Consider the following 13,466-nt stretch of genomic DNA (forward strand, 5'->3'; position numbering starts at 1 on the left):
TAACCCCATGTTGGGGGCAAAGGCCATGGCGGACGCAGGCAGGGGAAGTCGCACGGTGCGACGGCTGCTTGGCGCACCACCGGGACACCCCGCCCGTGGACGAATATATTGTCGGGGCAGGTCTCCTGGCTCACGGGTCATTGCTGCTGTCCGGCCTTCCCGAAGCCGCGCAGGCTTCAGTGACATCGTTGGACAGCGGCTCGCCGCTCACAGTTGCGGGGGCAGCGCCGGCATCTTCACCGGCTTCCCTCTTAGCTCCGGATCAAGTGGGACCGGAGAACCTCGACGACTTGGAATATCGGCAAGACAAGTCTTCCGTCAACCTCTCAGATTATGTCTCAAGCTGGTGCTGCGACATCCGCTACGCGAAGGGCCACGCATCTTTATCGTTGAATCGATGGAGAAAGGCTCTCCAGTCAGCCATATTGTAATGACCATCGCAGCTGCCCCGGGCCCGCACGCCAGATGGTGGAAGGGACAAATGCGGCTTGCGCCGGCGGGCACCGCTGCCTGGAGCAGAACGCATTTGATGCCCCCGGCTTCCCGCCGGTCTTCGAGCGCGTCCGCCATCCAGCCGCCCTCTCGACCAGCTCGATCCGCGCTGAATAGGCCTAACACACCTGGCAAAGCCAGCAACATACCTGACCAGCACGTTGATTTGCAGTACCAGCCAAACGCCAAATGCTCGGCGATGAAGATCGGCTTCGTCGTCGTTGGCCTTCTACCGCAAAGCGGACCGAACGGGAGGCTGCTCTCGAGCCGCACGTCGCGAAAGAAGCGGCAAACGCCGCTCTGGCCTCTTGGCCGCTAGCGCCCAGAGGATGGCAGAGATCGAAAGCCACATTCCGGCAACGATACGAACGGAACGGTTCTATGGCGGCAAGCGTGCTCCCAATTGTCATCAGGAACTTGGTCGAGGCGCTCAGCTGCGCCGTCGAATATTCGGTGCGTGCGAGGACGCATAAGCCGCGTTGCGTAGCGTTGAAGGTAAACATCGAGACGTACGCAAGTCGGAAAGCCGACAAAGAGGACAAAAAAGCGGTGCGAATTGCCGTCTATTACCTGGCACGAGGAATGCAAGTCTTCGGTGTGCCCAGTCCTCCTGCTGGGCATATCCAGCACAGCAACTTGAAGCTGTCGCCGGGAGCGAAGTTAGCGGCGCGTGACATAGAGGGGAGCGCCCGCTCGCACGGGACACCATCGGTCTCCCCGTTGCGTCGCCGCTAACTTCTTGCGCTCGCGAATAGCAGGTTGAAGCTTGCCCGCTTTGGAATGACGTGTGGATGAAACCAAATAGGCCGGCGGTTATGAGGAAAGTGTCTGGAAGACGCGCGCTATTGTTTTATCTCGGCCGATCGTTGATCTGTATGGCCGCGCTGGCTGCGACAAGCAACAGTGTTCGCGCCATCGAGAGCCCCCATATCGAAAGATTCAAGTCAACGTGGCGAGCGCAAGACGGTGAGACAATAGAACAACTTATCTCCAACGTTTCGAAGGTGGCACTTTTTGTCCCTCGAATGTGGGGCGTCATTGAACTTGACCAAAACGACTATGTTTTCGTTATGTGGACCAGGCACCCGGATGATACATTAGACGAACAGAACGTTATCGCCTGGAGAATCGCGCTCGACGGCACGTTTCAACTTGCGTCGACCTATGCAAAGCCGATGGAGTTGGGTTGGCACGCCCTGGCGCTCTCGTTGATCGCTACTGAAGTCAAGGAGGATGAAAGGAGCGCAAATCTTCGCTTTCTGCATGATCCGAGCAACTTCAACTTCGTGACGACCACGCAAGGCCGGCTCGGCGATCTTCTGCGGCAGGGCCGCTGCACTATTGTTGAGCCTGTTGGAGTGGACTACTTGCCGAAGCAGAAGGACAAGCCGAACGAGAAAGGCGATCTGTGGCGCGTTTTGCTTTTGGTGAACTGTAATATTCCAGGACCCCTTGCTTTTACACACAACGGGGTCATCACTTTCGAGAAGAGCGAAGGTCAAGATTGGGAGCCGCAATCCTCCTTTGCCAAGCGTATCGCGGCCTTTCCTCCTGGCTCCTGGTTCGCTCGCATTGAGCCAAAGGAACGGGAAGAGTAAGAGAGGAGCAAAAGCCCTGTAAAATGGTCACAGAGCAAGATCGCGCCGCTGCTCCTTCTGCCGCCGAACGCTTCAGAACAACTGCAAGACATATCAACGCTAAAGTGTCGGTGCTTACGCATTCGCAACAGTCGCGAGCCTTTCCCGCAGCCTTCAGCTCGTCAGGAAACACTCGGCCGGCACGATAACTAGAGTCTTTCTGCGAGGAGTAGGGTCGGCCGCAGCGGCGCGTGCCAGCTGGCGAATTTGCCCTCCGCCCCAGTGAGAGGACACCAATCTGCGGGCGAACCAGCTCTTTCATGCTACTCTTCAAGAGACCGGACCTGGAGATGCCTCGGGCCCAAACCCGATCCGGCGTGCACGCCGGGCATCGCGCGACTGACTGGTGAGCGTGCCGCCGCAGAGGCGGCGCGGGCGGCACACCCCCTGGACACCGGGCTTTTCCGAGTGCCCGGGCGAGGAGCCCCGGAGCCGTTCGCGAGGCATCGAGGGCCGGCTGAGTCGGCGCTAAATTTCCTCGCGCGCATTCGTCTGCGCGTCATAGATCCGGATTTGAACCATGGGAAAACGCTTCTTCAGTTCTGCTCCGCCTGCCCTGGCGCCGTCTCTGGTCGCGAATTCGGCTCTGAGTCGGCCATCCACTTCAAGCGCGTAAGAAGAGACCGGCAATTCCCGGGGGGCAGCAACCATTTCATTCCCATTGTGTAGTGAGATCGTTGAGAATGATTTGTAGCTTGAGTCGGCCAAACCGCACCAGAGCGACCTACCCGAGTGCCGCGATGGGGCAACCATGTTGTGGATTGACGCGTCGCACCGAATGGCATGCGGGCGGCTTATCCCCGCCCGGTGCGTATACGACGAACCCACTGAGGCTGCCGTTCCCCTGGCGCAAACGCACGCCCTCACCCCGGGCTTGCTGGGTAGACCCAGTTGGCACAAAGGATAGCCAGGTTGCTACTCGACGCCTGGCTTCCACTCGACGCTCAACATTCGCAGGCGACTTTTGTTCTTCAAGTGCGTGAGAAACAGCGTTCGAGGTTCGGCTTTCTCCCGCATACCGAGTCCGCGGCTGCGCGATGGGGATCTTCTCTCCTCAGGTCGAGAGGGTGCAGTGCGCGCCCAGACAGAGAGAGAGAGAGAGAGAGAGAGAGAGAGAGAGAGAGAGAGAGAGAGAGAGAGAGAGAGAGACCGGCGAGGCTCGACGGATACCGCGACACGTACGCCGGAAGAAATCTCTTGAACCTCACGCAGCGTCAGGTCGTAGCTTGGAAACTACGGCCACGCCTTCATAGAGTAAACGTCGAAAGATGCCGATCGAATAACGGGCATAGTGCGTTTAAGCAGTCGAATGGCGGCGCCGGGTCGCGCGTGAACATGGATCAAGAGCGAAAGGTTATTGTCGGGATGAAACAGCGCATAATGGTGGTCGCATTGCTCGCTGTCATCGCATCTCCGGTGTGCGCGGCGAAGCTCAGGGGCCCTGCGCGCATCCTCGACGGCAATACCATCGAGATTGAGCAGACCAAGATTCGGCTCTCAGGCATCGAAGCTCCTGAGACTGATCAGATTTGCCTCGACGCCCACGGCCGGAAATGGACTTGCGGGGTAGCTGCTCGCGACGAGCTTATCAAGTATTCAAACGGACAAACGTGGGATTGTCATACCAAGGGAGTCGATGAGTACTGGCGGTCACGCGGCAGTTGCTTCATCGAAGGCGAGGACGTGAACGCCTGGATGGTACGCTCGGGCTGGGCACTCTCGTCGGGTCCTTACGTCATCTATGAGGTTGTGGCGAGCAAAACCTGTGCAGGGCTATGGTCGGGGGCGTTCGTCGCGCCCTGGGACTGGCGTCGCCGCAATAAGGGGACGATCATCATCGGCGCGAGCTCGGTTCCGGTCGACGCTCAGGAGCTCCTGCTCGGATCCGCCCTGCTATCGGACCCGCCCTCGTCCGAGTGTGTGATAAAAGGCACCGTGGGCCGCAATGGCGAGCGGATTTATCACCTGCCCGGGCAACTTAGTTACGAAAAACTCGACATGACGAAGCCCGGTGAACGCTGGCTCTGCAGCGAAGCGGAAGCCGAAGCCACCGGGTGGCGTAAAGCCGCGCGATGAGGTGAGATACATGCAAGCAGGCCATTCTCCGAATATGCCCTATCTGACCAAGTTCGCGTCTTCGCGCCGCTCGCTGTTGCTGTTCGCTGTTTCGGCGGCTTGCCTGCGGCTTGGCAACAACATTGTCGATGCTAAGGAAGCAGAAGCGCCCCCCAAGCCAGATAACCTACTCTCCCCGGATGCTGCCCTGAAGAGGCTGATGGAAGGCAACGATCGCTATGTCCAGGGCGCATCACGACGCGACGATTTCCAGCGCGAGCGCCGAGTCTTAGTGGATGGCCAAAATCCATATGCCGCGATCCTGAGCTGCGCCGATTCTCGCGTGGCGCCTGAACTTGTCTTCGGTAGCGGACTTGGTGATCTGTTTGTCTGCCGCCTCGCCGGCAACTTCGCCAACGATGACACGCTCGCCAGCATGGAATATGCGGTAGCCGTGCTGAACACGCCGCTGATCCTGGTACTTGGCCACGATCATTGCGGTGCGATAGGCGCCACGATTAAGTCGCTCCAGGACGATAAGCCGCCGCCGGGACACATTTCATCCCTCGTCGCTGCGCTTGCGCCTGCGGTAAAAGTAACCCGCCAGCAAGGCGGTGACACGTTCGCTGAAGCCGCCCGACAAAATGTAATCGATAATGTCAACAAACTCAAATCGACGGGGCCGATTTTGAACGCGGCAGTTGAGCAGAACAGACTGAAGGTCGTCGGGGGCCTTTATCGGCTCGACACCGGCAGGGTCGATTTGCTGAGCTGACGCTGGCCCCTTCGCGCGGCCAGCTACTCGTTTGCCGCCTGATACAGGGCTTCGGTCGAGTTCCGCGCAATTCGCTCGTGCATCGCCTGCATCAAATGCACGGAGTACAATCCGGTCCACAATTGTAATAGCTTCGGGAATACCTTTGGTATGCGCGGCCTCTTAATTCTCCTCGTATTCTACGTGCTCATGTTCGCAACGCGAGGCCAGCACCAAGAAAAACTGATACCGGGGGCGACACTATTCACGCCTGCACGTTGATAGCTAGGCCAACAGAGGTGGTGCAAGCAGCAAATCGCGGTACGCGGCATGCAGGGTCTGAGCTCTCGGCCTAACGGAACACGCGACGTTCCGGCAGTCTCTCAGCCGCGATCCGGGAAACCACCTATGCTCCTGCCATGATCACCACGCTCAGCCAGGGCCGAAGATCACATAGAGCAGGATGACGAGCACCACGGCTGCCCACCCGGCGGATGTATAGAAAACTACTACTTGCGTCGGCAGCGCACGGTCCGTCCTGCATCAGCCCCTGTTGAGGACGACTGACACACCCGGCGATGGAGTCCCACCAGGTCGTACTGCGCTTAGCAGCCTGGGGATGCGCGAGAGTTCAGTCGCTCTACGGGATTGCTGTCGGCCCAAACCGAAAAACCTGCTAGCGCTTGCTGGCAGGGGACGGCAACCTCAGGTTTGACGGGATCATGCCGGAGAAAGAGGAGCGGCGACATGAACGAGTACGTCGCGCGCAACGTAGATCGGCTCCCGGCGTCCTGTACGGCACTGGTCTCAGCAGCAAGGACCGGACGACGATTGTGCCGCTATTGCTGTGCGAGCTGGACAAGCTAAGCTAGGATCCGAAGCATCTGAAGTTCGCTGAAGATAGAGGCATCAGCGGCCGCAAAGGGTGAATCACGCGAGACTCTGCACGAATCGCTTGGCCTTTGGTACAGGCGGATCAGTTGCTGCGAACCTCGAAAATCTCAAACTCTCCTGGAAGATTTTCGCCTTCGCTTGCATGAACGGCGGCACTCTTGCAGCGTCTAGGAAAGCGACTTGATCGCGAAACGGCAGCGCCTGACGCGGCCGTCACGTTTGTTGAACACCTTCCCTCTGACGTCCGCTTCCAACCAACACACCCACAGTCGTAACAACGGTACATTGCGCTGTTGGTAATGTCGGGAGATCGGAGCGGGCTGAACCTCCACTGGCAAGCCGAGCCCGACTGGTCCGCGGTCGAGCTCCGATTCAGTCGTTCTCCTCCGCCGTGTCTGGTTGGTGACGGTTTGTGCCAGGAACCAGACACGGCAGGCGCGAGCATCCTGCTGGCGTGCGCACTCTGAACGTGATCTCGCTCGATTAAAGACCCAGATGGCAAACCATGTTTGATGGCACGTCGATTGCTGGGCAGACGGAAAAGAGCCGCAGGCTTGGAGCGCCTCGCGTTCGCCAAGTCAGGAATTCGCAACGTGGCTCGAGCCGGGCGGGCTCCATTGTGACAAATCGTCCGTTGGAGACGACATGACAAAACGAGCGGTGCCGTCAACCGTCGGAGACATAGTGCAGCAGAGGCGGATCGATCTCGCCGCCGCATATCGGCTGCTTTGCCGCTTGAGCCTCAAAGACAGCATTGACAGCCATACTCTGTCAGCCTTTCCGGCCCTCAAGACGTTTTCTTGCAGCCAATACGTTGGGGCGCTAACCGCCTGCAATCGCGTCACAGTACAATATCAACTGCGGCAGTTTCGACGATCCCTTCCGACTAGTTATCAATCCGGCCGGCTTCGCCATGCGCGCGCAATCCAAATCAATGAGGCGCGGCGTGGGTCGGCTCAAGACACCGAGGACAGCTTATGAACGCTCCACCAGAGAAGATCACTGCAGAAACCGACACTACGGCTGCGACCTGGGATAATCTGTCGCCGCTACTGGTCGATATCCGCGCGCGTCGAAACGAGTTCGTCCCCGCGCAGAAGATTCCCGATGAGATTATCGAGGGTTTCAAGCGCGTTGGCGTCTATCGGGCCTTGGCCGCCAGGCGGTTCGGCGGCGACGAGCGAACGCCGGCCGATTTTTGTCGCCTGATCGAGCGCATTTCCGAAGCCGACGGCTCCGCCGGTTGGGTCGCCAGCTTCGGCGATGGGGCTCGCTACCTCGCTGCCCTTCCGGACGAAACGCTTCGCAAGGTATACGCGAATGGACCTGACGTGGTGTTGGCAGGTGCGCTTTTCCCGCTCCAGCCCGCCAGGCGAAGCACCGACGGGTTTGTCGTGAGCGGCGTGTGGCCATTCGCCAGCGGCTCACCGGGCGCGGATCTGATAGGCGTTGGCATCACTGTGGAAGACGATGAGACCGGTGGCCTTCCGCGGGTAGCCGTAATGCCGGCTGAAAAGGTGACAATCCGCCCCAATTGGGACGTCATTGGCCTGCAAGGCACCGGCAGCCACGACGTCGTTGTCAACGAGGTCATTGTGCCGGAGGAATGGACCTTGATCCGCGGCGGGCCGCCGACACTCGACGGTCCGCTCTATCGTTATCCGTCCGTGGCTTTCGCTGCACAGGTGCATGCGATTGTCGGCATCGGTATTGCGCGCTCCGCGCTAGACGAGGTAATCGCCATGGCCGGAAGCCGCGCCTCAATCACTGGAGCGCCTGTGATGGCAGAGCGCGGCTATGTCCAACTGGAAATGGCCAAAACCGAAGCCTTGCTGCGTTCGGCCCGTTCCTTCTTCTATGAGGCCACCGAGGAGCTGTGGAAGGAAGCGCTGAAAGGTGCGGTAAACCCGAGCACGGCGGCGCTGATGCGACTCGCCGCGACGAACGCTGCGCGGCAGAGCGCTGAGGTCTGTAGGATTGCGAGCGGTCTTGCCGGAAGTGCGTCGCTCAATACCACCAGCAATCTGGCCCGCGCCATGTGCGACAGCTTTGTGGTCGCCCAGCACGCAGCTTTAAACGAGGGAACGCTTCAAAGCGCCGGCCGACTCCTGCTCGGAAGTGAAGCACAGCCGGGATTTCCATGAAGTGGTTGTCCACGCTCCGCACGCCCCTCAGCAACGGATTGCCGGACCTGCGATATGATGTTCTCTTCAGCTACAGGACCTAGTGGCGTGCCGGCCTTGTTTAAACGACAGGAGAAATGAGCATCTGCTTTCGGGTGAACAGATTTGTGATGACTGTCGTCATGTGCTCTCCGGTACAACTCACGATCATCGCGGGATTTTGCCTTTTCTGTGCTTTCACAAGCGCTTCTGGCCGCGACACAGAGCGTCGCAATGCCCAGAAATCACTTCGATGAACCTGAGCGCGCGGGGCTCACGGCCGTTGCAAAACGCAGCAGCCGTGCAGCATTTACGCGGTAAATTGGATCCAGCCAGACACATAGCGACCCCGCTTCTGGAAGACTGACACTATCTGATAGCGTCTCCTTTGTGCGCATTGGCAGTCTCGAATACTCGAGGTTGGTAGGCACCCGCTCAGCAGATTCGCACTGTTCTCCTTCTCGGTGAGGTGTGCGCGGAGGTGGAGGCTTATGCCAGCGGCCGTAAGGCGCATTCCCTGCTATTTTAGATCGCACTGTCGTATTCGCGACAAGACAGGTCGGTTTCGGCCAGCGCATCCCTCCCATCAACACCGATAGTCGCATCGCCTCGACATTGTATCAAAGTACTTACGCGCGGAGACTCGTTTGAGGTCTGTCACTTGATGGGCGGAAAGGCACGACATGCCCTTCGGGGCGTCAAGAACCAGGAGCTGCTCTTTGCGGAAAGCGGTGGACCTCAAGACGCCCTCGCCGCCCCACGCAGCAAGGCTGTTGTTGTGGTCCGAGCATCCGGAAGTCTCGTCTGTGTCCTTCGTCGCAACAGCTTTCCGCCGCGTTCATAGCCGCTATTGATGGCACCGATTGATCTTCCGCCTCGGGTCGCATGTACAGCTTCTGGTAATCGCTCACCGCTTCTGCCGCAACGCTATCCTGTGCGGGCGCCAAACCTTCGCCGAGTGCTTCGCTGTAGGCGAATTGCCTTCATCGGCGCGAGACTGGACTCAATCCTGATCTTCTGGACAAGACGACGCCCTTTCAAAAACAGAACGCGACGCGCATGTCGATCGCTGGCAGATCCCCTGCAGCTGCCTGTGAGAGGTCGGCGGGTTGAATTTTGAGCTGATCAGCTCAAAGACGTTGACTCGCACGTGGCGTCAGATTGTAGCATTTCGAAATAGCTGACGGGGATGCCCGGCAACTCAGACCGGCCGCTGTCTGCTACCGTCGGTGAGGCGATGATACCAATGCAGTCGATGGTGTGTACAGCAGATGGCGGAGCAGGTGCCCCAATCGCCGTCTGCGGGCTCGCACGAACATCTCGGAGTGCTCGCATACGAACAACAACATACTCCGTCCCAGCCTCGGGGAATGCTGGCTTGCTGCACTCTGCGGCCGGAACGTTGACGCCGTTCGAAGGGCTGCGAATTGTGTCTGTTCGACTCCGCTCAGTTAATCTGCATGACTTTGACGATCCTCAGGACAACGGAGAATACGACCTTAAAGGTTTGTGCGAGACAGTCGCGAGCTGCATTTCATCAATGTCGTCCCATCCAAACGAAACGACGCCAGATTTCTTCGATCATTGATCAATTCGCAATTGGAATTTGCGGTGAACGTCTTTCCGCAAATAACCGCCGGCAGTTCTCCCTCTGTCGGTGGCTGACTTTGGCCCGGCCATCGAGAAGAGGCCGGGCTTTTTTTTCGAGCAATGACTGGCAGCTTCAAGTGTTCTGGCCCGCCGTGTCTCATGATTTGCGAAGGGAGCGGGAGCCAGAGGCAAACGGAAGCGATCGATTGACAGTCACTCGCTGAAATCGATCGATCCCGTCCTAGCGCCCGACCTGCCCTGGCTGCTCGCCTCATGGGCTATGGCGGCATCGATGCCTATCACCGGCCACCCGCATCGCCGCAACTCTGCTCGGAGCACCTGATGCACGGCATGAGTCATAGAGAGAACCGTACGCGCCATCCTAACGCTCTCTATCTGCTCGACGACTTTGTGGATCCGTGCTCGTAATGATGTCTGTCCAGGATCGAGAACGCGTGCCCAGACGCAGCGCACATCCTGGCCGAGATCGAGCGCTCGGTCGGCCGCGTCATCAATCCCGGCAAGCTCTCGCGCTCGGGTTCTCCTTGCTGCTACGCTGTGGGGCTTTGGGTCCTGCAGGTGGATGACAGCCGGGCATATGCATGCTTTCTCATCAGGGAAGGACGTGATCAGCTAACAGGAACATTCTGCGCGAGATGCGCAGAACTCTGCACCGACATTTGAATATCCTCCGCGCACGCGACCCACTATTGTCGATCCATATCTCGCTTAGTGTGCCTAACTGCTACTGTGATCCTGTCGCTGCTGCCGGTCGTCACGAACGCTGCGCCAATTCAAAAGCGGCCCAAGCCGGTCTGGCAAGGTTACGGCTTCCTGCCCGGCTATCGCCAGCCGCTGAGTAACAGCATTCAGCTCTACAAGCAGAAACACGCAATGCCCCGGCTCTCGCGCGCCGACCAGCGCCACTGATATATTGACCCCGTTCCTCAGTACTACGCTGGGGTGGCGAGTGGCACTATTTCGGCCCCCGGCTTCCGCGGAGGGCGCTACAATGGCGGCAGTTTCGGGCCATGTTGGACGCGGACGCCGATCGGACCGATCTGGAACTGCGGGTGATCAGGCGGCGCGGCTAGGATACACCTCGGGCATTGCGCCGCGATTACGTTGAGGCGTTTACTGACGTCCTCGCCTATCTTCGTCATCGCGCCGCAGCTGCACTGGCGAAGCGAGCGCGCAGATCGGTGATCAGCTCCACCTGAGCCACATCAGCAGGCAAGTAACTCGGGTTGCGATGATGATCTTGATCCGATCCGGCACGACATCGGCCGCTGATGATGCGGCCGCCTTCTCCAGCGTCGCGCCGGGACGGCTTGTGGCACAATCGGCTGCTGGGTTATGCTGGACGCGTCATGGCCATCTTCATTTAGAACGAACAGATGCTTCAGCTCTCTTTCTCGTTGAGAAACTCACGCCTACAACTGATGCAATTGCTTTTGCAATTTGCTCGAAGCAGTGCACCTACCTCCTAGAAGTCCAGACCCTGCAGCAGTCGCTCAGACAATTCAGCGCTTTGAGCACCGGCTGGCGGTGTTGATTCAAGGGTCTGAAACGGCACGGCCTGCTGACCGCGACGTCGTCGGTCGTGCCGGCTCGTTCTGAATAAGTGACGGTCAGAGACTCACCACCGGCCGAACGCCGACGTGATGCGCGGGTCAGCAATGGCGGTCGGAAACCGGGGTGCCCGTTCGGCTGCTCATATCCCCTCACCTAATCATCACCAGTTTTGCAGCTTTTGGATGACACAGACCGCGCAGGTCATGTCTTGCAGCGATCAATGAGGCGCTCGATCCGCGGCAGCCACTAGAAGCGCGTATTTTTGAGCAATACATCACCCTCCACTGTGCGTGGATAGTGGGCCGCCACTTCGAATGATGGCAACAGGTCAAGAATGGCTTGCAGGGACAACTGCCCTTCGTAGAGCTCGCGGTCGCTATATTCCGTGTAGACGAAGCGCGTGTTACTTAAGGTCTGCCTGCCGCCGGCAATAACATCGGCTTCGGCTCCCTGAACATCCATCCAGATGAAATCGACCGTGTTCAGCTCCGCTTCGCTGCACCAGTCATCCAGCCGCCGCGTTTCAACCGAGACGGGGCGATCGAACCGAACCCAATCATACTCGGTAAGATGATTCTTCGGACGGCGTATTGAGCCGGAGAGGTCCCATTCCTTCGCATCACCATCTGCATTGCTTGGATGAAAGTCGATCATCCCGTTTCGATCACTGATGGCAATTTCAAACAGCTTCACCTTATTGAGAGATGAGCCCAGCTTCTTCTTGAAGCGCGCGATCGCTCTGGGGTCCGGCTCAAAGCAGTAGAGCTGAGCATGCGGGCAGAGATTGAGAAATTGTTGCGTATCGGTCCCGTCATTGCAGCCGATATCTAGGATGACCGGATTCGGCTTCTGAAGAAGTGAGACGATGTGCTGGTGTACTTCTACAGGAGACACAGGTGCTTTTTCCATTTGGCCCGGAGATCGCGTGAGTTTCGAACTTCGAAGCCGAAATCACACGCCAGACGCACTGGCACAACGTATATCAACGTATATCGTTCATATGCCACTGAGTCCCCTTGATCCATGGCGGCTATTTGGATGCCGTCAATATCAAAACGGACACCGCTCGGACAGACAGGTGCAGCGACTGCCTCGCAATACAAATTCCAACCCAGCGTCGGCAGAGGCGCCTCTGTCAGCCAAATCGTTCGCCGGCGGCTCTTTTTTCGGGACGGGCGAACGATCGGCTTCGCTCGAATCTCGTCTTACAGCTATTCTCAGTGGAGCGTCCCCGGGCAGAGTGATCTCTCGTCCGCAGCAATAGCCAATCAGCTCGATCACAGCTGGGCGAAATGTGTTCTGCCGACCAACGGTCGCCATAAGATTCGTTGACGCAATTTGCGGTTTTCGAGATAGTTGGCATATTTTTGTGACTACGTCAGACCGATTGAGCACTGCTCATCGACTGTGCACCGCACGGTTCGCCGGCGTCAGCCGCTAGATGCTGGCGTCAGACGACGCAATCATATGCTGCACCCTGCCGTCGTAGTTGAAATCGCAGCGCTTAGATCGATGCAACGGCCCCCGTGCAATGTCGAGGACGCTGGGCTCAATCCGGGTGCTTCGACGAGGCGCAATGTCATTTTTAGCGCAGCTTGGCGGGCTGCGTACCTGAGGACGTTTGCTTCCGGACAAAGACACGCGAGACCCAGCTACGATTCAGCAGAACTGGGCGTCTCTCGGTGAGCTCGTTTTTGGCCTAACTCTTGCTATGATTAGGCTTGTCACAATGTGACTATCTCAAACTTGAGCTCAGGAGTTCTGCATGAAATTTCGTCCGCTTCACGACCGCGTCGGCAAGCGCATCGACGCCAACGAGAAGACCGCTTGCGGCGTTATCATTCCCGACACAGCCAAGCAAAAGCTGCAGGCATGGATCGTTCAGCTCATTTTTGGCTTGACCCTTGCTACAACTTGGCTTGTCACAATGTGACTATCTCTAAATCGTCAAACGCTCAGGAGCCTTGCATGAATTTCCGTCCGCTTCACGACCGCGTCGTAGTCAAGCGCATCGACGCCGATGAGAAAACCGCTGGTGGCATTATCATTCCCGACACAGCCAGGGAAAAGCCCTCCCAGGGCGAAGTCGTCGCTGTCGGCCCCGGCGGCCGCGACGAAGCCGGCAAGCTGATCCCGATCGACGTCGAGGTCGGCGACCGCGTGCTGTTCGGCAAATGGTCGGGCACCGAAGTCAAGATCGACGGCCATGAGCTGTTGATCATGAAGGAGAGCGACATCATGGGCGTTCTCACCGACGTGTCTTCCAAGAAGAAAGCCGCCTAATCCAGCGCTCGCACAGCTCCCCCT

At 58.3% G+C, this 13,466-nt stretch carries 7 protein-coding genes, 2 pseudogenes and 1 riboswitch; of the genes and pseudogenes, 7 read left to right on the forward strand and 2 right to left on the reverse strand.

What is annotated here, in order from left to right:
• Positions 1–98 precede the first annotated feature (98 nt).
• Positions 99–300: riboswitch (cobalamin riboswitch) on the reverse strand.
• A gap of 1,067 nt (positions 301–1,367) precedes the next feature.
• Positions 1,368–2,090 (forward strand): nodulate formation efficiency C protein, encoded by a 723-nt coding sequence (locus tag EAV90_RS14015; RefSeq protein ID WP_245509507.1) that lies wholly within the window; start codon positions 1,368–1,370, stop codon positions 2,088–2,090.
• A gap of 507 nt (positions 2,091–2,597) precedes the next feature.
• Here the strand turns inward: EAV90_RS14015 and EAV90_RS14020 are convergent.
• Positions 2,598–2,780, reverse strand: a complete 183-nt coding sequence (locus EAV90_RS14020) for a hypothetical protein (RefSeq protein ID WP_122405163.1) — start codon at positions 2,778–2,780, stop codon at positions 2,598–2,600.
• Between the two features lie 714 nt (positions 2,781–3,494).
• Here EAV90_RS14020 and EAV90_RS14030 point away from each other — a divergent pair.
• From EAV90_RS14030 to EAV90_RS14045, 4 genes and pseudogenes are all read left to right on the forward strand, one after another.
• Positions 3,495–4,205, forward strand: coding sequence for a thermonuclease family protein (locus tag EAV90_RS14030; protein WP_129143687.1), 711 nt, complete (start codon positions 3,495–3,497; stop codon positions 4,203–4,205).
• A gap of 10 nt (positions 4,206–4,215) precedes the next feature.
• Positions 4,216–4,959, forward strand: a complete 744-nt coding sequence (locus EAV90_RS14035) for a carbonic anhydrase (RefSeq protein ID WP_129143663.1) — start codon at positions 4,216–4,218, stop codon at positions 4,957–4,959.
• Between the two features lie 1,850 nt (positions 4,960–6,809).
• Entirely contained in the window at positions 6,810–7,976 is a 1,167-nt protein-coding gene (locus EAV90_RS14040; RefSeq protein ID WP_129143664.1) for an acyl-CoA dehydrogenase family protein, read from the forward strand.
• Between the two features lie 2,328 nt (positions 7,977–10,304).
• Positions 10,305–10,661 (forward strand): annotated as a pseudogene (locus EAV90_RS14045) (hypothetical protein).
• A 744-nt stretch (positions 10,662–11,405) separates the two neighbouring features.
• On the opposite strand, the gene EAV90_RS14050 reads toward EAV90_RS14045, so the two are convergent.
• Positions 11,406–12,053, reverse strand: coding sequence for an FkbM family methyltransferase (locus EAV90_RS14050; RefSeq protein WP_129143688.1), 648 nt, complete (start codon positions 12,051–12,053; stop codon positions 11,406–11,408).
• 871 nt (positions 12,054–12,924) lie between these two features.
• Here EAV90_RS14050 and EAV90_RS40525 point away from each other — a divergent pair.
• Together EAV90_RS40525 and EAV90_RS14060 are read left to right on the forward strand one after the other, a co-directional pair.
• A pseudogene (locus EAV90_RS40525) lies at positions 12,925–13,029 on the forward strand (co-chaperone GroES); the annotation flags it as partial.
• Positions 13,030–13,127: 98 nt separating this feature from the next.
• Entirely contained in the window at positions 13,128–13,442 is a 315-nt protein-coding gene (locus EAV90_RS14060) for a co-chaperone GroES (protein ID WP_129143665.1), read from the forward strand.
• The last annotated feature ends 24 nt before the right edge of the window (positions 13,443–13,466 follow it).

Origin of the sequence: Bradyrhizobium vignae, from assembly GCF_004114425.1 — a bacterium.
Lineage (GTDB): Bacteria > Pseudomonadota > Alphaproteobacteria > Rhizobiales > Xanthobacteraceae > Bradyrhizobium > Bradyrhizobium vignae.

Excerpts from the sequence above, each read along its gene's own strand:
- EAV90_RS14040 (WP_129143664.1), top strand. The coding sequence starts at position 6,810 with ATGAACGCTCCACCAGAGAAGATCACTGCAGAAACCGACACTACGGCT.
- EAV90_RS14030 (WP_129143687.1), top strand. The coding sequence starts at position 3,495 with ATGAAACAGCGCATAATGGTGGTCGCATTGCTCGCTGTCATCGCATCT.
- EAV90_RS14015 (WP_245509507.1), top strand. The coding sequence starts at position 1,368 with ATGGCCGCGCTGGCTGCGACAAGCAACAGTGTTCGCGCCATCGAGAGC.
- EAV90_RS14020 (WP_122405163.1), bottom strand. The coding sequence starts at position 2,780 with ATGGTTGCTGCCCCCCGGGAATTGCCGGTCTCTTCTTACGCGCTTGAA.
- EAV90_RS14035 (WP_129143663.1), top strand. The coding sequence starts at position 4,216 with ATGCAAGCAGGCCATTCTCCGAATATGCCCTATCTGACCAAGTTCGCG.
- EAV90_RS14060 (WP_129143665.1), top strand. The coding sequence starts at position 13,128 with ATGAATTTCCGTCCGCTTCACGACCGCGTCGTAGTCAAGCGCATCGAC.